The organism is Microcoleus vaginatus PCC 9802, from assembly GCA_022701275.1.
Classification (GTDB): Bacteria; Cyanobacteriota; Cyanobacteriia; order Cyanobacteriales; family Microcoleaceae; genus Microcoleus; species Microcoleus vaginatus_A.
The window spans coordinates 1,999,088-2,021,375 of sequence record CP031740.1 but is presented as its reverse complement, the minus strand read 5'-3'; the positions used below and the strand labels follow the sequence as shown (position 1 = coordinate 2,021,375).

The 22,288-nt window shown below is 46.9% G+C and carries 16 protein-coding genes, 1 pseudogene and 1 CRISPR repeat array; of the genes and pseudogenes, 8 read left to right on the top strand and 9 right to left on the bottom strand.

What is annotated here, in order from left to right; translation table 11 throughout:
- The first annotated feature begins 150 nt into the window (after window positions 1-150).
- Window positions 151-1,143 (top strand): YdcF family protein, encoded by a 993-nt coding sequence (locus tag D0A34_08335; GenBank protein ID UNU18881.1) that lies wholly within the window; start codon window positions 151-153, stop codon window positions 1,141-1,143.
- Here D0A34_08335 and D0A34_08330 read toward each other — a convergent pair.
- Entirely contained in the window at window positions 1,140-1,481 is a 342-nt protein-coding gene (locus D0A34_08330; GenBank protein ID UNU18880.1) for a hypothetical protein, read from the bottom strand. The genes D0A34_08335 and D0A34_08330 overlap by 4 nt on opposite strands.
- Before the next feature lie 525 nt (window positions 1,482-2,006).
- Between D0A34_08330 and glsA the strand changes: the two genes are divergently transcribed.
- Entirely contained in the window at window positions 2,007-2,933 is a 927-nt protein-coding gene (gene glsA, locus D0A34_08325) for a glutaminase A (GenBank protein UNU18879.1), read from the top strand.
- A gap of 143 nt (window positions 2,934-3,076) precedes the next feature.
- Here the strand turns inward: glsA and D0A34_08320 are convergent, their stop codons facing one another.
- From D0A34_08320 to D0A34_08310, 3 genes are all read right to left on the bottom strand, one after another.
- A complete protein-coding gene (locus D0A34_08320; GenBank protein UNU18878.1) occupies window positions 3,077-4,891 on the bottom strand; it encodes an adenylate/guanylate cyclase domain-containing protein in 1,815 nt (604 codons plus the stop codon).
- 235 nt (window positions 4,892-5,126) lie between these two features.
- On the bottom strand, window positions 5,127-6,233 hold the full coding sequence (locus D0A34_08315; protein UNU18877.1) for an iron dicitrate transport regulator FecR: 1,107 nt from the start codon (window positions 6,231-6,233) through the stop codon (window positions 5,127-5,129).
- A 188-nt stretch (window positions 6,234-6,421) separates the two neighbouring features.
- A complete protein-coding gene (locus D0A34_08310) occupies window positions 6,422-6,694 on the bottom strand; it encodes a hypothetical protein (protein ID UNU18876.1) in 273 nt (90 codons plus the stop codon).
- Window positions 6,695-6,902: 208 nt separating this feature from the next.
- Between D0A34_08310 and D0A34_08305 the strand changes: the two genes are divergently transcribed.
- The 5 genes from D0A34_08305 (at window position 6,903) to D0A34_08285 (ending at window position 13,051) form a co-directional block, all read left to right on the top strand.
- Window positions 6,903-7,103 carry a DUF2862 domain-containing protein gene (locus D0A34_08305; GenBank protein ID UNU18875.1) on the top strand — a complete coding sequence of 67 codons (201 nt, stop codon included), beginning with the start codon at window positions 6,903-6,905 and terminating at the stop codon, window positions 7,101-7,103.
- A 185-nt stretch (window positions 7,104-7,288) separates the two neighbouring features.
- Window positions 7,289-8,383 (top strand): ArsA family ATPase, encoded by a 1,095-nt coding sequence (locus tag D0A34_08300; GenBank protein UNU18874.1) that lies wholly within the window; start codon window positions 7,289-7,291, stop codon window positions 8,381-8,383.
- A gap of 477 nt (window positions 8,384-8,860) precedes the next feature.
- On the top strand, window positions 8,861-11,959 hold the full coding sequence (locus D0A34_08295; protein UNU22221.1) for a tetratricopeptide repeat protein: 3,099 nt from the start codon (window positions 8,861-8,863) through the stop codon (window positions 11,957-11,959).
- A gap of 314 nt (window positions 11,960-12,273) precedes the next feature.
- The gene (locus D0A34_08290; protein ID UNU22220.1) at window positions 12,274-12,645 is read left to right on the top strand and encodes a peptidase; all 372 of its coding nucleotides are present in this window, start codon (window positions 12,274-12,276) and stop codon (window positions 12,643-12,645) included.
- 1 nt (window position 12,646) lies between these two features.
- Window positions 12,647-13,051, top strand: a complete 405-nt coding sequence (locus D0A34_08285) for a HEPN domain-containing protein (protein UNU18873.1) — start codon at window positions 12,647-12,649, stop codon at window positions 13,049-13,051.
- Between the two features lie 10 nt (window positions 13,052-13,061).
- On the opposite strand, the pseudogene D0A34_08280 reads toward D0A34_08285, so the two are convergent.
- From D0A34_08280 to D0A34_08270, 3 genes and pseudogenes are all read right to left on the bottom strand, one after another.
- Window positions 13,062-13,184, bottom strand: a pseudogene (locus D0A34_08280) (LysR family transcriptional regulator).
- 89 nt (window positions 13,185-13,273) lie between these two features.
- Complete coding sequence (locus D0A34_08275; GenBank protein ID UNU22219.1) at window positions 13,274-15,340, bottom strand: elongation factor G; 2,067 nt, start codon at window positions 15,338-15,340, stop codon at window positions 13,274-13,276.
- A gap of 499 nt (window positions 15,341-15,839) precedes the next feature.
- Complete coding sequence (locus tag D0A34_08270) at window positions 15,840-17,774, bottom strand: heavy metal translocating P-type ATPase (protein UNU18872.1); 1,935 nt, start codon at window positions 17,772-17,774, stop codon at window positions 15,840-15,842.
- Between the two features lie 436 nt (window positions 17,775-18,210).
- Between D0A34_08270 and D0A34_08265 the strand changes: the two genes are divergently transcribed.
- Window positions 18,211-19,311, top strand: coding sequence for a MerR family transcriptional regulator (locus tag D0A34_08265; GenBank protein UNU18871.1), 1,101 nt, complete (start codon window positions 18,211-18,213; stop codon window positions 19,309-19,311).
- A gap of 51 nt (window positions 19,312-19,362) precedes the next feature.
- Window positions 19,363-21,225: a CRISPR direct-repeat array (repeat unit 37 nt; unit sequence GTTTCAATCCCTGATAGGGAGTTAGGTTAATTGCGGC).
- Window positions 21,226-21,256: 31 nt separating this feature from the next.
- Here the strand turns inward: D0A34_08265 and D0A34_08260 are convergent.
- Together D0A34_08260 and D0A34_08255 are read right to left on the bottom strand one after the other, a co-directional pair.
- Window positions 21,257-21,919, bottom strand: a complete 663-nt coding sequence (locus tag D0A34_08260) for an IS630 family transposase (protein UNU18870.1) — start codon at window positions 21,917-21,919, stop codon at window positions 21,257-21,259.
- Window positions 21,805-22,203 (bottom strand): transposase, encoded by a 399-nt coding sequence (locus D0A34_08255; GenBank protein UNU18869.1) that lies wholly within the window; start codon window positions 22,201-22,203, stop codon window positions 21,805-21,807. Before D0A34_08255 ends, D0A34_08260 begins: the two co-directional genes overlap by 115 nt.
- Between the last annotated feature and the right edge of the window lie 85 nt (window positions 22,204-22,288).

Below are 22,288 nucleotides of genomic sequence, written 5' to 3'. Positions count from 1 at the left end.
GACTGGAATCGAGCATCAGGATAAATGCGATCGGACTGCGTTATTGGCGAAAGTTAAAAACCCACCGATGCCCGTATTTCCTCCCGCAGCTAAAGTCGCGCTCGTTTCCACACTTCCGTACTAATTTATGAAGACACAGAATATTGCAAGATGCCAGAACTGTTAGCTCGCATTCTATTTCTATTCCTCCTGTTCTCACTGCTCAAATCGTGGTGGGATCAATCAGGAGGCAAAGACAATCCGTTATTAGATCGGCTGCGCGTTTTGCTGCTGATCAGCCTTTTGATCCTAGCTTTTTTTGCGCCAGACACCCCGGTCGGAGCAGCGATTTTCGGGCTAATAGCCTTCTTCTTTAAGCCGCTGGGTTTTTCCATCACGCTGCTGGTGATTGCATCCGCGCTGATCACGAACGGGGGCATCCGCAACCCGGCGCCGAGAATGATCCTGGCAGCGCTGCTAGTTTTGATCCTTTCGAGTATGCCAGTTGTCGCTTACTGGTTCGCCGAGCAAGCAGAACGGGACGCCGCTGCCGCCGTCCGGACAGTTTGCTGCGACGAAACCGCAGCGGCGATCGTCCTGCTGGGCAAGGGAACCACTCAGCCTCACATCCCCAACCGAGTAGCGATTCAACTGACAGATACAGGCAATCGCTTGCCCTATGCTGCCGTTTTGTACAGAAAACAACTCGCACCGATGGTCATCGTTACCGCTGGCCCAAGACACGAGTTGGAGGGTTATGTTGGTGAAGCTAAGGATATCGAGACTTTGCTGGCAAACAACATGGGCGTGCCGCGCAGCAGTATCGTTCTCGACAATAACGGCAGCAACATACGCACCAGCGCTGAAGAGGTGAGAAAGATACTCGACAGCCGTGGCGCCCCGCGCAAAGTAATCCTGGTAACATCTGCGATTCAGATGCGCCGTGCCAGCCTCGCTTTTGCGAATATGGGAATCCAGGTGATTCCTAGGGCTACCGACTTCTACACTTTTCAATCCACCTCAAGAGGAAGCTCCAGACTGCGTTTAGACGCGGGAGATTTTTTGCCTAGTGCAGAAGCTTTGGTAACTACGACGCGAGTATTCGATGAATATTTCGGGTCTTTTTATTACTATTTGCGTGGCTGGCAGGCTCCCAGGGCCTAAAGTGGCAAGTTGCTGGTGTTTTTCTTAGGCAACAGCGACTGCTCCCCAGATTGGTTTAAAATCTGATGAGAAGAAGACCTTTGTGGGGAGCTGTTTTTTCTCATTTCGGCGGGGTTGCCGACGACCATGCTTGCCATTAATAAAAACAGCGCCCAAAAGAAAGCTGTCTCCGACGCAGGGGCTGCTTTTTTCGGTTGTTCTGGGGTTTTGACAGATTCGACGTTGACTTTGATATCTAGTTTGCCTTCAATTTCTTTGCCTTTGAGAACTCCGTCGCTGCATACACCCTTAAAAATCATTGGAGCGGGTTTTGGTGCTTCTGCTTTAGCTTCTGCCATTTTTTTATCCTGGTTTTAGTAGATCCGGTTGGATAGTACATTCTCAGAGGTTCGGGGGTTTTCCGGAAAGGATTTGTCGAACTCTGAAAGAATTAAGTTAAATATGCACCCCGCCCCTTGCTGGGGCTTAAACATAAGAATCTGAAGGCATTTCAAGCTAGTGCTTGTTTGTTTTGGCTAGCAGCGTTGCCTTGAAGCTGCTAATTACCTATCTGGGTGAAGGGGAGGTTTTTATGCAAAGTACAGGTTTTTTATGAAAAATTGTCAAATTTATTTGCTCCCTCCGAACTCAAACGTCAACCGCCTTAAATAAGCTGTCCCGCATCTTGCGTTGTATTGTTCGGGCAGGCGGGACACCACACAAAAATTTCATCAAATTATGAGCTTGCCTTATCTCACCTAAGAAACCCGGTTTCTGCCAGCAAAGAGGCCAAGTAACGCAATTCGGTTAACAAACCGGGTTTATGGCTCAATATAGCGCCAGGAATGCCAATCTAAAATCTCAAATAATCTAAATAATCGAGAGTGAAAATATCCACCAGCAAACTATCTTCCTTGCAACCGGAACAACTGGAAGTTTGGGCAAAAGAGGCAATTAATCGCAGTAAATCGGGTCAAATCCCTGCGTACATACCTCTGCTAGCGCAAGCCGATCGACAAGGGCTTGCCGTGCAAATTCGGGCAATTGATGGTCAAATTGTGAGCTGGGGTAGCATTGCTCAAACATTCCCGCTGATGAGTGTAGTCAAGCCCTTTGTCCTGCTTTATTTGCTGTGCAAATTGGGCGAAAAAAGGGTATTTGACTGCGTTGGCTGCGAGCCCTCGGAGCTGCCTTTCAATTCCTTAACTCAACTCGAAATCGACCAAGGGAAGCCGAGAAACCCGATGATTAATAGCGGGGCGATCGCCCTAGCGTCTTTGATGCCCGGTCAAAATGCTGTGTCGCGCTCTCAAAACTTGCTCGATTGGCTGAATCAACAGGCCAACAGTCAGTTATTTGTTGACGAGTTAATGCTCGATTCAGTGAAGACAAATCCGAATCAAAATAATTGGAATCTCGCCTTGAAAATGGTAGAATCGGGTTATATTCAAAATGCACAAATTGCTTTAGAAACCTACAATCGCGTTTGCTGTTTGTCGGGAACTGTGGAGGATTTAGCTAAACTGGGTATGGTTTTGGTAAATAGTGGCGATCGAGCAATCGGGGAAAACTGTCGCACTGTCAAAGCACTGATGGCAACTTGCGGTTTGTATGAAGCATCCGGCCGGTTTGCGCTGCGGGTGGGACTGCCTGCCAAGTCGGGAGTTAGCGGGGCAATGCTCTCGGTAATTCCGGGTCAAGGTGCGATCGGCTTTTACAGTCCGCCCCTGGATAAAGAGGGAAACTCTGTCGGTGGCTTATTTCTGTTAGAACAAATAGCTAAAACTCTGCGGCTGAGCGTATTTGATTAAATTGTATTGCAGTTGAATTACCCCTTTAATTTCCACGAAGTAGTGGGTAAAATAATTGGGAATTAGGAATTGGTAATGGCATCTAATAAATCCGACATAAGATCAGAATTAATCACTACTGACTGATGCCCAATGGCCGATGACTAATGCTTTTCGCCCAAAATAGCATAAACCACAGTCTGTTCTTTTTTGCCGCGCAATTGAATCGACCCTACTTTTTGACCTTCGTAGCGATCGCGCACGTAAGCAAAAGTCCTCCCCGTCACCAACAAATTAAAAGGACTGTCAGAAACAATTTCCTTATTCATCGCCTCCAATCTAGCAGCAACGTTGACAGCATCGCCGATCACAGAATAATTCAAACGTCGGGAACCGCCCACGCTACCAGCAACTAACTGTCCGGTATGCAAACCGATGCCAAATTTAATTAAAGGTTTGCGTTCAATTCTAAGCTGCTGGTTAAGTTGGTGCAGCCGTTCGTGCATCGCAATGCAAGCGGCAACTGCATTCAAAGCATCTTGTTGGATTTGTCGATATTCGGTATGGCAAAAAGGCACCCCAAAAACTGCCATAATTGCATCACCGATGTATTTATCTACAACGCCGCCGTGATCCATAATACAGTTGGTCATCGCTTCCAAATAATTGTTCAGCCAGGTGAGCAAATCCCGCGGCGGCATTTTTTCTGAAATCGAAGTAAAACTACGAATATCCATAAACAGCACCGTTGCTGTAAGTTCTTGAGGTTCGAGTTCTCCTTGTTCAAATATCTCAGCTTTGCGTTCCCAAATAAGCTGAGCTGTCTCCGGAGCGACGTGCTTTTCAAATAACCTCATCAACTGCTGCTTTTCGTACTGTTCCCGCAGTTGCAAAGCAGTGCCCGATAAAATGAGGGTGCCGATAGGTGCGGCAATCGGAACCCACCAAAAAAAGAAGCCAAATAACAAAGCAGCAGCCGCAATCCAAATTATAGGCAAACCGAGAGCGATGGCCATTCTCTCCTTAACACCTCGCTGGCCCAGAACCAAAGCGGTAAGCGGACCAATCCCCAACAATAACAAAATTTCTACGAGTACCGGCAGCCGCTGCAGCAAGCGTTGATTGAGCAAATTGTCAACCAAAGCTGCATATAAATAAACCCCACCCGTAGTCTTGTTGAGAGGTGAAGATATCGGGTCGAAACCGGTAGCAACTATGCCCACTAAAACTAACTTATTGGTCAGAGCATCTGCGGGAATTCTACCTTCTACGACATCAACAAAAGCATAGGTAGGTAGATTTTCAGTTTTCCCCGGCCAGTTAACCCAGACTTTTTTTTCCTGCTTATTTTTTGACTTTGGGAGCAATACTGGATCTTGGGGATTAGCAGCATTGTACCTGTGAGTCATTGCTAAACCGAAATTAGGAATCCCGTTGAGAAAGATTTTTGACTCGCGGGTAATACCGTCGCTATCGGCTTCTTGGCTGATGTGGCCGACACCTGCGGCGACTGCTTTTAAAGATGCTACGGGTTCTTCTTTGGGGGTTCTAGGGAGTACAACTTTGCCGTTGGCGGCAATTGCCGCAGCTAAAATCTCATCTTTCGGACTCGGATCGAGGAAAAGAATGTCAAAACCAACTGCTGTAGGGGGAGATTGTTTCAGTGATTCTAGCAGTTCGGCATAGCGGTTGCGGGGCCAAGGAAATTGACCGTATTCTTGCAAGGAATGCGGTTCGATCGCAATTACTGCAATTCTCTGATCCCATCCGGGATTTGGTAATATACCCGATTCTCGAATTTGAAATAGCGTTTTGTATCCCAAATATTCAAGGGGTTTCCATATTCCCACTTGCAGCATGGCTACAGACATTAGCCCTGCTAGGGCGCCTGTCATCCAGGGAGGGTTTGAAATTATATATTGCCGCAGGCCGATCAGTTGATTGTGTTTGAGATGATCCATCCATTGTTTGAACTTCATGCAATTAATTTGACGAAATAATTGACATTCGAGTCCGACTTTCGACAGGAGTGCGAGTCATGAAGTTTTACAATACCGTAAGGGCGAAGGGTTGGCGCAAAATTTCTTTATTTTGACTACCGAGATTCACCGCGAAATGCTTCGCACCTACACAAAATAATCAACCCAGATAAAACTTAGGCTCTAACTCACGTCTTCAGAGACTGCCCGCGCACTTTACTCTTAGATAGGTTGTTTAGCGAACTGCGAGGCTGTAATGCCTTTCTGTGACTGACGGGCCTCGCACTACGATTTTGAGGCGGCGGCTTGGAGGTAAAATTCCTTGGATTTTGAAGTTGCCCTTTCGATCGCTCTTAATCTCTTCGTTGTTAACATAAACTGTGTCGAGCGGGTTAATTTGACCGCTGAGGCGATAGATATTGGCGCTGAGTCTCAACAAACTGCGGACTTTGAGTTGAGCTAGGCGAGGACTCGCTGAGGGCGCCACGGGCGAGGTTTGAGGGAAAATTGCCGTGGAGTTGCCGCTGTTGACAACTACTTCTGAGTCGGCGCTGTCTGATACTACGACTGCACCTTCAATAGTTTCGACTGCGGTTTTGCCCCCACCGACGCTGACGCCAAAGGAGGTGCCGCGGACTCCGGCAACGCCTTCTGGGGTTTCAACCCTGACTGGGGCGGTTCTGGCAGACCTTTTTTGTTGGGCAATTTGACTGGATTTGCCAAGTCCGCTGAAGGTATTGAGGGCAGCTATTTGGTTTGGCGGGATAATTGTTGAGGTGTTGGCTGCGGGAGTTGCCGCAGCAGTTTTGCCGATCGACAACCTGACTCGCCCCCTGCTGACAAAAATCGCTGTGTCTTTTTCCCCACCTGCACTGCTTGACAAATTGGATATTCTGACTGCGGTTTTTTCGGCAACTTCCACGATGCCGATGTTGTTGTCGATGCCTAAACGGGCTGTGGAATTGGGGCCGGTGATGATTTCGTCTCCGGGGGCGAGAAGCCGATCGCCCACAACCGCTGGCCGCCCTTTAAAGCTGACTGTACCGCGAATTTCTTCTATTTCGAGCGATCGTCCGGCCGCTGTTCCCTGGGCGTTTATCGTGTGTGCTGGGGATGGATTCGCCGCCACCGTTGCCGGATTTGTTAGAGATTTTGAGCCGATTGGTAGTGCTGGCGGTCGATCGACCGAGACAATTTTAGTAGCGTTCGACGGCTGTTTGGGGGATGGAGAGAGCGGACTGGCGATCGTCCCACGACCAAGCGGCAGACAGGCGAACACAGCTAACGACAAACTTAGGAGCGGAATTTTCGTCGATCGCCAGCACGTAAAAATTTTATTCATTATTTCAATTTTGTGATGTTGAAGTTCCTTGACTTCATTTCCTCTATTAAACTCCCTAAATCCGGCAATCGTTCCACTTTTTATGCCGTAAGACCGCAGCCCTAATCAACTTTCTCAGCATTAAATTTTAGCATTAAATCTTCTTTTTATTGTCATATTTTAGTAAACTGTTACAACAGGGCAATTTACTAAAATATGACCTTCGGAAAATTTTGCCAACCAGACTCAAACTGCTTTGCAGCAGTAATTTCGCCGATCTCAACCTTAGAGAGCGCCGAGTTATATATAGCAAACATAAAATTAATTACAACTTCTGAATGCCTTTTGGCTTCGGCCGGAAGGATGACTAACTGGGGAGAACTCCTGTAGTTGTGCCAATTAATAAAAAGATTCTTTTTGCTAAGCGATAAAAAATAATTATCTAAGTGATGCGCCCGGCTCTGGGAGTGGAACTTGCCCATGTGGAACCTGATGAGGCAAACCTAAGGGAATCAGGGTACACGATCGACCAACTCTGACTAGAATAGCGTTTTTTAGGGAAAGTTGGTCGAAATTTCGATGGAAAATCATAGCGAGCGATCGCCTGCTGCTGTTGCTGTTCCGAAGTAGACGCCAAACTGTAAAATGGACGGTTGTATATAGGTTATATAGAGCAGGAGAACAATTTCCGTGGCAATAGAAGTAGGTCAGAGAGTTAAGGTGCGCCGTCTCAGAGATCGGATACCTCCCAATATGGTGGGCAAGATAAAGGAGAATCCAGTAGGGACTGTTGACGGATTCAAAATGGTTGACGGTAGCGGAGTAGGCGTGGTTGTCAAGTTTGACGGTTTTTCGACTTGGTTCTTTGAAGATGAGCTAGAACCCGTTTAACAGATGTAGAAGGAAGAAGGAAGAAGGAAGAAGGAAGAAGGAAGAGGAAAAATTTTCCCAATTCTTCCCCTTTCCCACTCTCCCACTTGCCGACTCTCCTCTTCCTCCACTCTCCCCCCTCCCCCACTCTGGCTGAAGGTTGCGCTTAAATGTTAAAGAGTAAGCTTTGGGAGTGAGAACAGAAAATGGCTTTGATTTTGACATTTTTGGGCAAAGGCGGCACTGGCCGCAGCACGATCGCGATCGCAACAGCTAAAAAATACGCGGCTCAAGGCAAGCGAGTTCTGCTGCTCGGCCAAGATCCAGGCCCTGCATTGGGTATTCTGCTAGGGGTTCCCCTGACTCTCAGCCCCCAGGAAATCGCCCCCAACCTCAAAGCAGTTCAGGTGCAAAGCGCGCCGCTGCTAGAACGCAGGTGGGACGAAATTAAACAACTAGAAGCTCAATATGTCCGTACTCCCTTTTTCAAGCAGATTTACGGTCAAGAATTAGGAGTGTTGCCGGGAATGGACAGCGCGCTGGCGTTGAACGAACTTCGGGAATACGAGGACAGCAAACAATACGATGTAATTGTTTATGACGGCAATGGCGGCATGGATACGCTGCGGATGCTGGGAATGCCGGAAATTCTGAGTTGGTACATCCGCAGGTTCCGCCAAGCTTTGGTAGATTCGGATTTGGGGAAAGCGCTTTCACCTTTTATTCAACCGGTTGTGAGTACCGTGTTGACTGTGGATTTGTCGGGAGACAATGCTTTTCAATCTACTAAGCAAGTCGATAATCTTTTGGATAAGGGTAAGGAAGCGCTGGCAGATCCGAACCGCACGGCGGCTTTTTTGGTGACGACTGGGGATGCAAGTGCGATCGCAACTGCTCGCTATCTTTGGGGAAGTTCTCAACAAGTTGGCTTGACTGTGGGCGGTGTCATTGTCAATCAAGCACCAGTTACAGAAGCTATTACTGCCGAGTTTGATCCTTTGACGGCTGTTTCGGTTCCGGCGCACAGTGACAATAATTGGCAGCCGCTAATTGATGCTTTGCCAGATTTTTCTGAGGGGGCAAAAGCTCCTAAACCGATTAACATAAACATTGCACAGCGTCAAGTTAGTTTGTTTTTGCCTGGGTTTGACAAGAAAGAAATTAAATTGATTCAATCCGGGCCGGAAGTGACGATCGAAGCGGGCGATCAGCGGCGCAATATTTTGCTGCCTCCGGCGCTAACTGGGAAGTCTGTTACTGGTGCTAAGTTCCAGAATGGTTACTTGATTATTTCTTTTTAGGGTAAGGAAGAATATCTTTTGTAGTAAGGACTTTAGCAGAGGTAGGGACACGGCATTGCCGTGTCCCTACGGCACGAGTATCATGTGTCGTTGATTCGCGATCGTATAATTTGTGCGATCGTAAGGGCGGGTATCACCAACCATAATCGCCTGAAAAAAACAATCTCAAAAACCCGCCCAACCCAACAAACAATCGAAATGTACATTCAGATTTACCGTGGGTGGGGGCGGGTTTTTATAGATTGTGGGTCATCGTTATATATTATTCGTAAAACCCGCCCCTACCGCAACGTACATTCAACCTCAAAATCTGCTACAATCTCCAGCAACATCTCACCCACCCAGCCAATGTTCCGACAAATTTGGCAAAGCATCCTCAACCTGTGGCGGCAAATTCAGCGACATTTCCGCAAAGGAGCACCCCCACCGCCAAAGCCAACTCCGATTCGCACTTTTGGGGAATACGAACAGAAATTCATGCAACTGTTAGAGGGTGTTGCACAAGGCTGGAGTCGGGGCGAAATCAAAGGCTTTTTAATCGGCTGCAAAATCAAAGATGCTGAGTGGGTAAACTGGCTGCAAGAATTTGGAGAAAGATTGCTGGTATCCCCGGAAACGAATTTAGAATTGGGTGGGCGGATGGTGCGGCTGGGTGAGATTAATTGCGGGAAAATTAGTCAGGTAGCTGGCACTATCGGCAGGCAATTGTTAGCTGGGGAGAGTTTGATTCGGAAGGATGAGGAAGGGCGCTCGGAGATAAGTGAAAATATTGTTTCTCGATTGTTGGGAAGGGAGGGTGTCAGTGTTTCTTCTACAGATAATTCATTGGATGCTAATCAATCGGATTTAACCTCGGAGTCAGAATCAATAGAAATAGAAATCAGTCAAGAGGCTATAGAATTATATAACCAAGGAGTCGAGCGCTATTATGCAGGAAATTTAAAAGGGGCAATCGCAGCCTTCGAGAAAGCCTTAGAAATTGACCCCAAATTCCACCATGCCTGGAACGGGCTGGGTGCTCCCCTAAATGATTTGGGCCGCAACAGTGAGGCGATCGCAGCCTTCGAGAAAGCCTTAGAAATTGACCCCAAAGAGCACATTGCCTGGCACGGGCTGGGCATTACCCTAAATGCTTTGGGCCGCAACAGTGAGGCGATCGCAGCCTTCGAGAAAGCCTTAGAAATTGACCCCAAAGAGCACATTGCCTGGCACGGGCTGGGCATTACCCTAAATGCTTTGGGCCGCAACAGTGAGGCGATCGCAGCCTTCGAGAAAGCCTTAGAAATTGACCCCAAAGCGCACATTGCCTGGAAGGGGCTGGGCAATGCCCTAAATGCTTTGGGCCGCAACAGTGAGGCGATCGCAGCCTTCAAGAAAGCCTTAGAAATTGACCCCAAATTCCACCATGCCTGGAACGGGCTGGGCGCTCCCCTAAATGATTTGGGCCGCTACAGTGAGGCGATCGCAGCCTTCGAGAAAGCCTTAGAAATTGATCCCAAATTCCACTTTGCCTGGCACGGGCTGGGCAATGTCCTAAATGCTTTGGGCCGCTACAGTGAGGCGATCGCAGTCTACGAGAAAGCCTTAGAAATTGATCCCAAATTCCACTTTGCCTGGAACGGGCTGGGCAATGCCCTAGGAGAGTTGGGCCGCTACAGTGAGGCGATCGCAGCCTACGAGAAAGCCTTAGAAATTGATCCCAAATTCCACATTGCCTGGAACGGGCTGGGCAGTGCCCGAAGAGGTTTGGGCCGCAACAGTGAGGCGATCGCAGCCTTCGACAAAGCCTTAGAAATTACAGGCAATCAATTCTGGCAAGCTTGGGCCAATCGAGGTTCGGCATTGTTCTACTTAGGGCGCTACAGTGAAGCTATTCAAAACTGGGATGAAGGCTTACAGAAATATCAGCCTAGCAACCGTGACTATCGTTTCGCTTGTGGCACATTGCACCAACGAAAAGGCCAGGCACATTACCAACATGGCAAACAAACAGCCACTTATTTTGAATCTTTCCACAAAGCCAAAGCCAGCTACGAACAAGCCCGCGACTTCTTGAAATCACCCCTGATCCCAGAAACTTATTTAGAAGTATTGCAAGACTTAATTACCGTCTGTCGTAGTTTGGGAGATCCCAAAGCTAGCGAGTACCTTAACGAAGCTACTATCCTGCTAGAACAATTAATTTTAGACGATGACACTCACCCGGACATAAAACTGCGACTCCAGCGCAAATTTGCCGGACTTTACCAGTTAGAAGTCGATACCCTCGTTCAGTCTGGCGACAAGGTAAATGCACTGGAAAAAGCCGAATTGCGGAAAAACTTTTGCCTGCAATGGATGCGCGCAGGTTGGCAAAACCGCACCGAAAGCCCGACTTATCCCCAAATCCGAGACTTCCTGGCAAACACCACCGAAACGGCGATTATTTACTGGCATCTGAGCCCAGTTTCCCTGACTGCTTTTATCATTACCCTAGAAAAGTTTGAAGTGCTCGCCACACCTCTGTGCGACTTATTCCCAAAGGACAACAGTCAGAGTTTAGAAAAATGGCTGAAAAAGTGGAAAACCAGCTATCAAAATTACGGCAAAACTACCAGCAAACAGCAAAACAAAGAATCCCATCCCTGGCGCGAGTCAATGACAGCGCAATTGCAACAACTCGCTGACATCCTCAAAATTCCCGAAATTTGTACGCACCTCACCAATATCCAACACTTAATCTTAATTCCCCACCGCGACTTGCACCTGCTGCCACTGCACATTTTATTCTCCGATAATCTTTTCACTATCACTTATCTGCCCAGCATCCAAGTTGGGATAGACAGACTAGACAGACAACCCTCACATTCAATGTCTCTGCTGTTGGTAGAAAGCCCAGATCCATTACTTTTTGCTGAAATAGAAGCGCCCGCGATCGCGAATTTTCACCTTAACTGCAATACCATCTCCAGTTCACAAGCTACCACAGACAATCTTAAAGAAGCTCTGCAACAAACTGCTGACATATTCCATTTTACAGGTCACGCCTACCACAACACAAAACAGCCGTCCCAGTCAGCGCTAATCCTGAAAAACAAACAGCCCCTAACTTCACAAGAAATCGCCAAATTCGATTTGAAAAGCTATTATCTAGTCTGCCTTTCCGCTTGCGAAACTGGCATAACAGGAAAAGAAGAACTGATAGATGAATTTGTCGGTTTAGCCAGCAGCTTTTTAGCTGCGGGTGCTGTTTACGCCCTCAGCACTCTTTGGATAGTTGATGAGATATCTAGCGCTTTAATGATGATTCGGTTCTATCAAATTCTCAACGAACAGCGTTGCCAAAATAAGTTGCATCCGGCACTAGCCCTTAAACAAGCGCAAAAATGGCTCCGAACTATTACTTACAGCGAACTATCCAACTGGTATCTCGAATTGTCTGAAATAATTAAAGACAATTCCGGTTGCAGTCAAGATTTGAGAGACGAAGCTAACCTCATCCGCAGAGAGCGTGCTAAAATTGAATCTGACAAACCTCCTTATGCCGATCTCTACCACTGGGCAGGTTTCACAATTACTGGTAAAGTTAATCCCTAACTTCCAAACCATCGATTATTATGAAAGCAAGAGATATTATTAGTCTGCAAGCCCTTGGCGCTGCTTTAGCTAAACTAGATTCATCTGTCCAGCTTGGCGAGTTGGAAGAGAATATAAGTCGTCAGATATTGGCTTTAGAAAAATTAGCAGAACAAAACAACACTCTGAACGAAATTTACACAAAAGAACGCCTCGACTTAAAAGAGCAGTACCAAGCAAAATCAAAAGACAAACGCTACAACGAGACAAGTGACAGCATTTACAGCACCAATGCTGCAAATTTAAGCCCTTCCTTTTCTCAGCCGCCTGAAGAAATGGAAAATCCCTCTGAAATAGCTAAAGCCTTTGACAATTTAATTGCATCTTTTAATAAAATCAAAAGCCTGTACGCGGTTGAAAACCCTATAGAAAGTTTTCAAATCATCATGGAACAAGAAGCGATCGCACCTTTGATTTTGGAAGGTTACGATCGCATTCTAGCGATATTTCCTACGGCAAGATTAGGCTTGGAAGTGAAAACAGATCCAGAAATTGCAAACTGGCGATCGCTGTGGATTACCATTTACACCAAACTCGAAGTCGAGGAAGCTTTTGCAAAGTTAAACATCCTTGATGATAGTTGGTGGCTCGAAGCTAAAAGAGCTGCCCCCAAAAATGATTTACATATTAGGCTTGAATGGGAATAAAATGAGATTTGATTGGTCTGAATATTTGAATTTAGCTCAAGAATTAGCTGCCACAAATAGTGACTGTTCAGGTAACAGGGAAGCCAAGTTGCGATCGGCGATAAGTAGAGCATACTATTCGACATTTTGCCTAGCGCGAAATTACTTGCGCGACATTGAAAAAGACCCAAGACTTTTTCGTAAGAATCGCGATATCAACGAACATCAATATGTAGCAAAAGAATTTATATACCACCCCACTCAACTGAAAAATATGGTCAAAATAGGTGAAAATTTAAGCAGATTGAGAGAACTTAGGAATAAAGCTGATTATGAAGATACTATGTTTAACTTACAAAGAGAAGCGAGAACTGCGTTAATGCTAGCTGAGAATATTATTACAGCGTTAAGTAAGTTAACTCAATAATCCGGTAAATCTGAGATGTTGCACCCTTCTCAATAAGCTTTTTATGAAAAGGCAAGATGCCTGTTCCACAAGAAAATTCACTCTTTGTGGAACAGGCATCTTGCCTTTTCTTGAGAATGGTGCAAGATGTGAGGTAAATGGGAATTGCTCCCAATAAATTTTAATGGCAACTCGTGCAAAAACCCGGTTTCTTCAAGAAACCGGGTTTTTTAAGACAATTACTTAACTTTTACCGTTACCGTTTCCATTGCCGCCAGTCGTTAGCAAAACCCGCTTAGCTAAAGGTTCCGGCACTTCTTGCAATCGATCGAACTCCCAATTAAAAAATCCGACTCCCATTGTCTGCGATCGCAATTCAACGATCAAATTCTGCATTTCGGCGATCGGCAAATAAGCAGAAACTGCATCCCATCCCTTCCAGTCTTGTTTACCTTCGTAGCCGAGAATTTGGCCGCGGTGTCCGCTGACCAACTGCAACACCTTTGATGTACACTCGTTCGGAGCGCAAATTTCAACTTTGGCGATCGGCTCCAGCAATGCCGGTTCGCACTTGGTCATTCCCTCCTGCATCGCCAAACGCGCGGCTTGCTTGAAAGCTTGTTCGGAACTGTCCACTGAATGGTAGGAACCGTTCGTCAGCGTCACCGCTACGTCTACCACCGGGAAACCCAGCGGGCCGCGGTCCAAATACTCGCGCACTCCCACTTCCACGCCGGGAATATACTGTTTTGGGACGACGCCGCCGACTATTTTGTCGCTAAAGGTGAAACCTTCTCCGCGGGGCTGCGGTTGAATGTCGAGGTACACGTCGCCAAACTGTCCGTGCCCGCCGCTTTGGTGTTTGTAGCGCCCGTGGATGGAAGATGCTGGTTTGCGGATGGTTTCTTTGTACGGCACTTGCGGTAAGTGAGTTACCATCGGCAAGTTATACTTGCGGCGCAACCTGTCTAAAGCTACTTTCAGGTGGATTTCGCCTTGACCCCAAAGTATAATTTCGTGAGTGTCGCCGTGCTGTTCCCAGACTAAAGATGGGTCTTCTTCTAGCAATTTAGCTAAAGCCGAGCTCAGCTTAACTTCATCGTTGCGCTTTTCTGGGACGATCGCCAGTGCGTAGACAGGTGGGATGATTTCGGCTTTTGGCAATTCTTCCGATCGGTCGATCGCCAGCGTATCGCCTGTTTTCACGCCTTCTAGCCTTCCCACAGCCACAATTTCCCCGGCGCTGACAGACTGCAAACTTTGCGTTTGCTGGCCGGTCAAGCGGTACAAACCGTTAACTCGAACGCCGTTCAAAATTGCTCCGTCTGCCAGCGTCCCCCGCCACATTCTCACTAACGATAGTTTGCCTCCTTGGGGCGTGTAATAGGTTTTGAGGATTTGAGCCAGAACTTTGTTTTCACTTTGTATAAGACCGCGGCGATCGGCTGTAGTTTCCGGTGTCGGCGCTTCCCTCAGCAAAGCTTCCAGCAGAGGCCGCACGCCGAAATCTTGTTCGGCGATGCCGATGAATACTGGCACAATTAAATCTGCGCCTAATTCCATCTTTAAATCGCGGGTAATTTCTTCGGCGTCGGGATTGATTTCTTCGAGCAATTCTTCGAGTAAATGGTCGTCAAAATTCGCCAATTCTTCGAGCATTTGCTGCCGCGCTGCGCTTTCTTGTGCTTTGAGGTGTTCTGGAAGCGGGACGGGATCTGCGGCGGCGCCCGGATGGTAGTGGTAAGCTTGTTCGGTTACTAAGTCGATAAAACCGATGATTTGTTCGTTTTTGCCGATCGGATATTGGTGAGGTACGATCGGTCTACTGGAAACGGATTTGAGCGCGTCGATCACCTCGGTGAAGTTGCTGCCGCAAGTAGTTTCGTCTGTGTAAGCTCGATCGATCTTGTTGATGAAAACTAGGTGGGGAATTTCCCAATCATCGAGGAATTTAAACAGGGGTGCGAGGGTTAAAGTGCGATCGGCAACGGGTTCGCAAACAATTATCGCCGCATCCACACCAATCAGCGCATTGTAAGTTTCTTGGGCAAATTCTACAGAGCCCGGACAGTCGAGAAATGTGAAGCGGACGCCTTCATATTCAGCGGTGGCGGCGTTTACTTCTACGCTCATTTGGCGATCGCGCGCTTCCGGCGAACTATCACCTATTGTGTTGCCATCTTTGACATTTCCTTTGCGGGTAATTGTCCCTGTCACCGACAGCAAACTTTCGAGCAGTGCGGTTTTACCGCTTAAATAAGGGCCAACAATTGCAACGTTCCGCGTGGCCCCAATGACTTTTTCGTTCATATCTTTGCCTCCAACAGAAAACTGGTTTTCCATTGCTCTTGGTGCAATCAGTTCTATACCATTTTCTAGACTTTTTCGAGGTTAATTTTTATTGCAGGTTCGAGCAATTTCAGATTTTGGTATGATTCAATACTTTTGACGCTAGCGTATTTTGAGTGACAAAAACACAATTGTATTTTTTCTTAATATTTTGAAGTTTTAACCGCAGATGAACGCGGATCGGATTCTCGTTCCCAGGCTCTGCCAATTGGTAACAGCTTAAGACTGAAGCTCATAATAAATGTCGCTTGTTGTTGAGTCTCGATCCCCCTAAATCCCCCTTAAGAAGGGGGACTTTGAGAAGAATCTTGTCCCCCCCTTAAGAAGGGGGGTTAGGGGGGATCTAGGCTTCGATATAAACAAGAGAGACGGTTAGTTTAACGTTAAAGTGTCACCAATGGACTCTGCCTGAGAACGCATTTCACTCTTGCTCTGCCTCGATTTTAGCGGTTTTTCGTGGCTAATTTCTCAGCAGTCGCAAACCGCTTAAGGTTACTATTACTGTAGAGCCTTCGTGACCGATGACGCCGAAAGGCATGGTCATATTTCCGAAAAAATTAGCCGCTAATAACAGCACAATGCAACTGAGTGCAAAAACAATGTTTTGTTTGACAACATTTTGAGCGCGGCGGCCCAAGCTAATTGCTTTAGCTAGTTGCTCTAACTTATCTGCCATTAATACGATATCAGCAGTTTCTAAAGCAACATCACTCCCGGAAATACCCATCGCAATTCCCACCGAAGCTTGAGCGAGGGCGGGGGCGTCGTTGATGCCGTCTCCCACCATTGCTACAGTTTGATACTGGGTTTGCAGTTGTTTAATTGCCTGCACTTTGTCTTCTGGCAAAAGTTCGGCGTACACTTCAGTGATGCCTAATTGGCGGGCAATGTGTTGAGCTGTTTGCTCGTTGTCGCCAGTTAGCATAATTATATGTTCTACACCTAATTTTTGCAAGCGTTTTACCGTTGCTGCTGCTTCGGGGCGGAGGGTATCTGCTACTGCAATGATTCCTAAAAGTCGTAGCGTAGCGGGGCGTAAGCCATCGCCTTTTGCCACCCAAACAACGGTTTTACCTTCGGCTTGCAACTGCTGGCTGATTTGAGTCAATTCGGAAGTTGCTTCGACAAATTCGGCTTTACCAATGGCAATGATTTGATTGTTGACTTTGCCGACAATTCCTTGACCGATTTTTGCTTGTACATCGGTAGCGGTTGACAATTGTAACTGTTGCTGCTGGGCGGCGCTGACAATTGCAGAGGCGATCGCGTGTTCGGAATGAGCTTCCAAAGCAGCAGCCAATTGCAGAACTTCTGTTTCAGTATATCCGGCTGCTGGTACAATTTGGATAACTTCAGGTTTTCCCCTGGTGAGAGTTCCGGTTTTGTCAAAGGCGATCGCCCTGACTTTACCAATCATCTCTAATTGCGCGCCACTTTTAAACAAAATCCCCTGTCTCGCCCCGTTAGCAATTCCCGAAAGCAGCGCCGGCATAATCGAAGCCATCAGCGCGCAGGGGGACGCGACTACTAGGAAAATCAGCGCCCGATAGATTGTCTCTTCCCAATTCCAGCCCAAAACAAAGGGCGGCAAAGTTGCCAGAAGCAAGCCTAAACCGACAATTAATTTAGCATAACCGCGCTCGAATTTTTCCACAAACATTTGAGAAGGCGGCGCTGCTGTTTGCGCTTCTTGAACCAGGCGAATTACTCGCTGAATCAAGCTGCTTTCTGGAGTTTTATGAACTTCGAGTTTCAGCGCGCCGACACCGTTAATTGTACCTGCATAGACTTCATCGCCCCTGGTTTTTTCCACGGGCATCGATTCGCCGGTAATCGAGGCTTGATCGATCGCACTGTAGCCTTCAATAATTATCGCATCTGTGGGGATGATTTCTCCGGGCTTGACTAAAATGTAATCGCCAATTTCCAATTTGTCGATCGCAACTTCCCGTTCCCCGCCGTACATTACCACCCTAGCTGTATCCGCAGTCAAGCTCATCAAACTGCGGATGCTGCGTTCAGTCCGCTGCATAGCATAACCTTCAAGCGCGCCGCTAATTGCAAAGATTAAAATCAACACCGCACCGTCAACAATTAAATGATATTCTTGCCGCCATAGCCCCAAACCGGCGGCGCCCAAAGCAGCCACAATCATTAACAAATCTACATCTAATTCGCGTTCTTGAAAAAGCGTAGTTAAGCCTTCGCGGGTACTGGAATAGCCGCCGATAACATAAGCTGCGGGCAAGATTAATACGGCTACACCCAGCCAGCCGAATTGCAGGGCTAGCGAACCCAAGATTACTAGAATTCCGCACAGGGCGGCTGTTAAAGCGTCGGGATGTTCTGCGGCGACGCGCCAGAGGCGAGAGATTGGGAGGGAATTGGGAGTCATTGGGGAAATTTGATTTGGTAGATGACTCCTTTACCCTAAACCTTGACATTAATGTCAATGTCAAGAGTGAAACCCAAATAAATCCAGCATCAACTCGCCCCTCGTTGAGTCCCAGAGTCCGACAGGGAATGAATTCCCTGTCTCATAGCGCAAGTCCTCTGAAAGAGGACTGAAGATAGCTGAGAATTGAATTTAATGTTTTAGTCGGTTTTAACTGAGATGTTGCACCATTCTCAAGAACAGGCAAGATGCCTGTTCCACAATAAAATTGATCTCTTGGGGAACAGGCATCTTGCCTGTTCCTAAACAAGTAATTGATATTGGTGCAAAATGTGAGTTAAAACCGACTTCTGCTATGAGACGGGGAATTGATTCACTCCTAGGACTCTGGGTGAATTCGAGAAGCAAATATACAATTCCAAAATCCAAAAATTCAATGCAAGAATACCTGACAATCAAACAACTTACAGAAGCGGTAAAAGGCACAATTACCCCTCGGATGGTGCGACATTATCACGCTTTGGGGCTGCTATCTCCGGCGGTACGATCGACCTCTAACTACAGATTGTATACCCGCAGCGATGTGCAAAGACTGCAAAGAATAGTCGCACTCAAGCAGCAAGGCTTTCAACTGTCTCACATCCGCAAACTATTAGAAACAGACGCGGATGCTTCGCCTGACGCGCTGATGGCGACTCTGCAACGGCAATATCTGTCGGTTATTCAGCAAATTGTTCGCCTCAGAGAAACGGCTTCGGCGCTGGAAGGATTGCTGGGACGGGATATTTCCTGTCAAGCGGTGCAAGCGGACGCCCTGGCGCAATTAAGGCTGTTGCAGGCGGAAACTGAGGGGGGGTTGGATGAGTTGGAACAACTTTGGGAGGGTTGGGATGCGGGGGCGCACACTCACCCGGAGGATTTTGGGGAGTCGTTGCAGCATTTGTTGCCGGATTTGGCCGATCGCTCGGAAATTGAGGTAGACTTGCTTTCTAAACTGGTGTTAGCTTGCGGAGATTGTTCGCTGCTGCCGTTTGTGAAGTTGAGCGAAACGGCGATTAAATCCGCGCGGGAAGCTTTGAAAAATCAGTGTCAAATTGTGGCTGATGTGCCGCCTGTTTTTGCGGCTTTGGATGGGACAAGATTGGCGCATTTGGGAACAAGTATTGCAACTTTAATTGATGACCCGCACATCAATGCTGCGGCGGAAGCGGAACAGGAATTCTGGCAGCAGGGTGAGTGGTTTAAAAAGTTGTTGAAACTGGAAAAAGGATGTATATTGGTGATAGGATATGCGCCGTCTGTGCTGATGGCGGTTTGCGAGGCGATCGAGAGTGGGCAACTGCAACCGGCTTTGGTAATTGGTATGCCGATCGGTTTTAGTCATTCTCCGGTGGCGAAACGGCGGTTAGTGCGATCGGGCGTTGCTTATATTACGACTGTGGGGACTTTTGGCGGCGGGTTGTTGGCGGCGGTTGCTTTGAATGCTTTGGTTGAGTCTTTGATTGAAAAGCCGAATTGTCACTGTCATCTTAAGTGAAGATGGAATTTAGGTTTATCGTGGCTTAATTTGTTTTTTACTCTTTTATTCGTTTCAATCCCTGATAGGGAGTTAGGTTAATTGCGGCTTTGACGCTTGGTGCGATCGCCGAAACGACACCGACGGTTTCAATCCCTGATAGGGAGTTAGGTTAATTGCGGCAATATCGCCTTCTGCGGGTGCGACAGTAGCACCAGAGTTTCAATCCCTGATAGGGAGTTAGGTTAATTGCGGCTATCCGAGCTTACGGTTGCCGCGATCGCCTGACTTACGTTTCAATCCCTGATAGGGAGTTAGGTTAATTGCGGCAATTACTCTTGGTTGCAAACCGCCCCCCATTTAAGTTTCAATCCCTGATAGGGAGTTAGGTTAATTGCGGCAATTTTCGCCCCGCGCAACCCGCTGACTGATTCGGTTTCAATCCCTGATAGGGAGTTAGGTTAATTGCGGCTGTAGGTTTGCCCGATCGCCGACCGCTGCGAATTTTGTTTCAATCCCTGATAGGGAGTTAGGTTAATTGCGGCTTAGGTTAATTGCGGCTGCCACCGCTTTGTTCCAGGCAACTTGAGAGTCAATGTTTCAATCCCTGATAGGGAGTTAGGTTAATTGCGGCCTCAGGCTTTTTTGCAAGTTCGAGCTGCAGTTGCGCGTTTCAATCCCTGATAGGGAGTTAGGTTAATTGCGGCCCCATGAGCCTCTCGAAAGTGTCCGAAATTTCGGTTTCAATCCCTGATAGGGAGTTAGGTTAATTGCGGCGCTCAATACCAGGACCATCTTGCAAATTCCTGTTGTTTCAATCCCTGATAGGGAGTTAGGTTAATTGCGGCGCTTGATCGTGTCTACAACCAGTTCTAGGCCTGCTGTTTCAATCCCTGATAGGGAGTTAGGTTAATTGCGGCCAACTACCGCCACAACAAAATTGTCGCCAAAGTATGGGTTTCAATCCCTGATAGGGAGTTAGGTTAATTGCGGCAATAGATCAGCCGACTCATTAATGTACTTATTTTTTGTTTCAATCCCTGATAGGGAGTTAGGTTAATTGCGGCGAAGGTAAAGGCGATCGCCCCGCTGGAGGATACTGTTTCAATCCCTGATAGGGAGTTAGGTTAATTGCGGCTTTTATAAAAGCGAAGAGGGAGTCAAATGAAGGTACGTTTCAATCCCTGATAGGGAGTTAGGTTAATTGCGGCGAAACTCGCGGCGTAGAGGGCGATTTTTTCCACATGTTTCAATCCCTGATAGGGAGTTAGGTTAATTGCGGCTAGAGCCGTCGAAGCTGAAACCGCTAGCCTCTTTCAAGTTTCAATCCCTGATAGGGAGTTAGGTTAATTGCGGCTTGCGTTGCCGCTTTTGGTTTGGGTGGTGTTGCCACGGGCGCGTTTCAATCCCTGATAGGGAGTTAGGTTAATTGCGGCTTGAATCGTTCCCCTGGGCACATCCGAAAATTGCTTGTTTCAATCCCTGATAGGGAGTTAGGTTAATTGCGGCGTGGACAAATCCCAGCAAGCCTTTGATCTGCTAGGTTTCAATCCCTGATAGGGAGTTAGGTTAATTGCGGCTCTTAGAGATCCGCCACTGGCTAAGCAATTGCGCGTTTCAATCCCTGATAGGGAGTTAGGTTAATTGCGGCTTTAGTTTTGTGGCTAGCTCCTTTGACGGCTCTTGTTTCAATCCCTGATAGGGAGTTAGGTTAATTGCGGCTCGATATCTGAGAGACTACCTTGAAATTTTTTCCGTTTCAATCCCTGATAGGGAGTTAGGTTAATTGCGGCTTCTCCAGTTAGTAGAATCAAAGCTTTGGGGTGGGTTTCAATCCCTGATAGGGAGTTAGGTTAATTGCGGCTTGGATGACATTGAGATTGCACAAATTGCATTTGGTTTCAATCCCTGATAGGGAGTTAGGTTAATTGCGGCAAAATCACTACCATTACAGCACTTTGCGTGACTAAGAGGTACAGTAACAGCAGTGAGCAAAATAATTTTCGATTTGCTTACTTGAACATAATTTCACACCCAATTCCAATAGTTTTTCCACAATCTGTACACTTCGAGGTACAAATCTCCTGAGCCATGCCTTTAATTCCCACCATAAATGTTCGATGGGGTTAAACTCAGGTGAGTACGGTGACAAATACACTACTCTTGCTCCCACTGCTTCGATCATTTTTTCCACACCTTCTACCTTGTGTGCCTTCAAATTATCCATAACTAATACCGCTCCTTTCCATAATTTGGGAACCAATTGTTCTTGCACAAATTTCTTGAACTCTTCTCCATTCATTGATTGTTTCATTGTTTTCATGGCGATGACCTTCTTGTTGGTTATTGCACCAATTACTGTCACCCTACTTCCTCTATAAAATGGCTTGATATCGTAGCTTCTTTCTCCCTTTTTACTTCTAGCTCTGGATCTCATTATCCCTAGCAATACGCCCATTTCGTCCAAAAATATCAGATCTTTTGGTGCGACATCTCGGATTTTTTTCCAATATTCTATTCGCTGATTTTGATTAATTTCTTTATGGGCTTGACTGCTGCGTAGTGTTTTTTTTTCAAAGTGAGTTGCTGCTTTTTTAGGAATCGGCACATCGCACTCTCGCTCAACCATACTCCTGTTTTTTCGTGCCAATACTCACAGTATTCCGCTAGTGTGTAATCTGGATACTGGGCTACCATCTCTTCAATCTGTTGTTCGTGACCAAACAGTAAACTCGGTTTACCGCCCTTTGCCTGACTAGGGAGTAATCTTCCTGTCTCTTTTTTTCGCTTTAGTAGGGCTTGTACGGTACTTTTACTGACTTGAAATCTTTCTGCTACTTGCCGAATAGAGGTGTTACCTGCCTCGTAAGTGTCAACAATCTTTTGACGCATATCTAGGGAGTAGGGTTTCATTTTTTTCTTTCTTACCACCTCTACTATTGTACCTAACTGTTAAGCAAAGTGCTGTATGTGATTCCATCTTAAAGTTTCAATCCCT

Coding starts and splice junctions, on each gene's coding strand:
- D0A34_08300 (UNU18874.1), top strand. CDS start 7,289: ATGGCTTTGATTTTGACATTTTTGGGCAAAGGCGGCACTGGCCGCAGC.
- D0A34_08310 (UNU18876.1), bottom strand. CDS start 6,694: ATGGGCAAGTTCCACTCCCAGAGCCGGGCGCATCACTTAGATAATTAT.
- D0A34_08315 (UNU18877.1), bottom strand. CDS start 6,233: ATGAATAAAATTTTTACGTGCTGGCGATCGACGAAAATTCCGCTCCTA.
- D0A34_08255 (UNU18869.1), bottom strand. CDS start 22,203: ATGAAACCCTACTCCCTAGATATGCGTCAAAAGATTGTTGACACTTAC.
- D0A34_08260 (UNU18870.1), bottom strand. CDS start 21,919: ATGGTTGAGCGAGAGTGCGATGTGCCGATTCCTAAAAAAGCAGCAACT.
- D0A34_08265 (UNU18871.1), top strand. CDS start 18,211: ATGCAAGAATACCTGACAATCAAACAACTTACAGAAGCGGTAAAAGGC.
- D0A34_08290 (UNU22220.1), top strand. CDS start 12,274: ATGGAAAATCCCTCTGAAATAGCTAAAGCCTTTGACAATTTAATTGCA.
- D0A34_08285 (UNU18873.1), top strand. CDS start 12,647: ATGAGATTTGATTGGTCTGAATATTTGAATTTAGCTCAAGAATTAGCT.
- D0A34_08330 (UNU18880.1), bottom strand. CDS start 1,481: ATGGCAGAAGCTAAAGCAGAAGCACCAAAACCCGCTCCAATGATTTTT.
- D0A34_08295 (UNU22221.1), top strand. CDS start 8,861: ATGCAACTGTTAGAGGGTGTTGCACAAGGCTGGAGTCGGGGCGAAATC.
- D0A34_08270 (UNU18872.1), bottom strand. CDS start 17,774: ATGACTCCCAATTCCCTCCCAATCTCTCGCCTCTGGCGCGTCGCCGCA.
- D0A34_08335 (UNU18881.1), top strand. CDS start 151: ATGCCAGAACTGTTAGCTCGCATTCTATTTCTATTCCTCCTGTTCTCA.
- D0A34_08320 (UNU18878.1), bottom strand. CDS start 4,891: ATGAAGTTCAAACAATGGATGGATCATCTCAAACACAATCAACTGATC.
- D0A34_08275 (UNU22219.1), bottom strand. CDS start 15,340: ATGAACGAAAAAGTCATTGGGGCCACGCGGAACGTTGCAATTGTTGGC.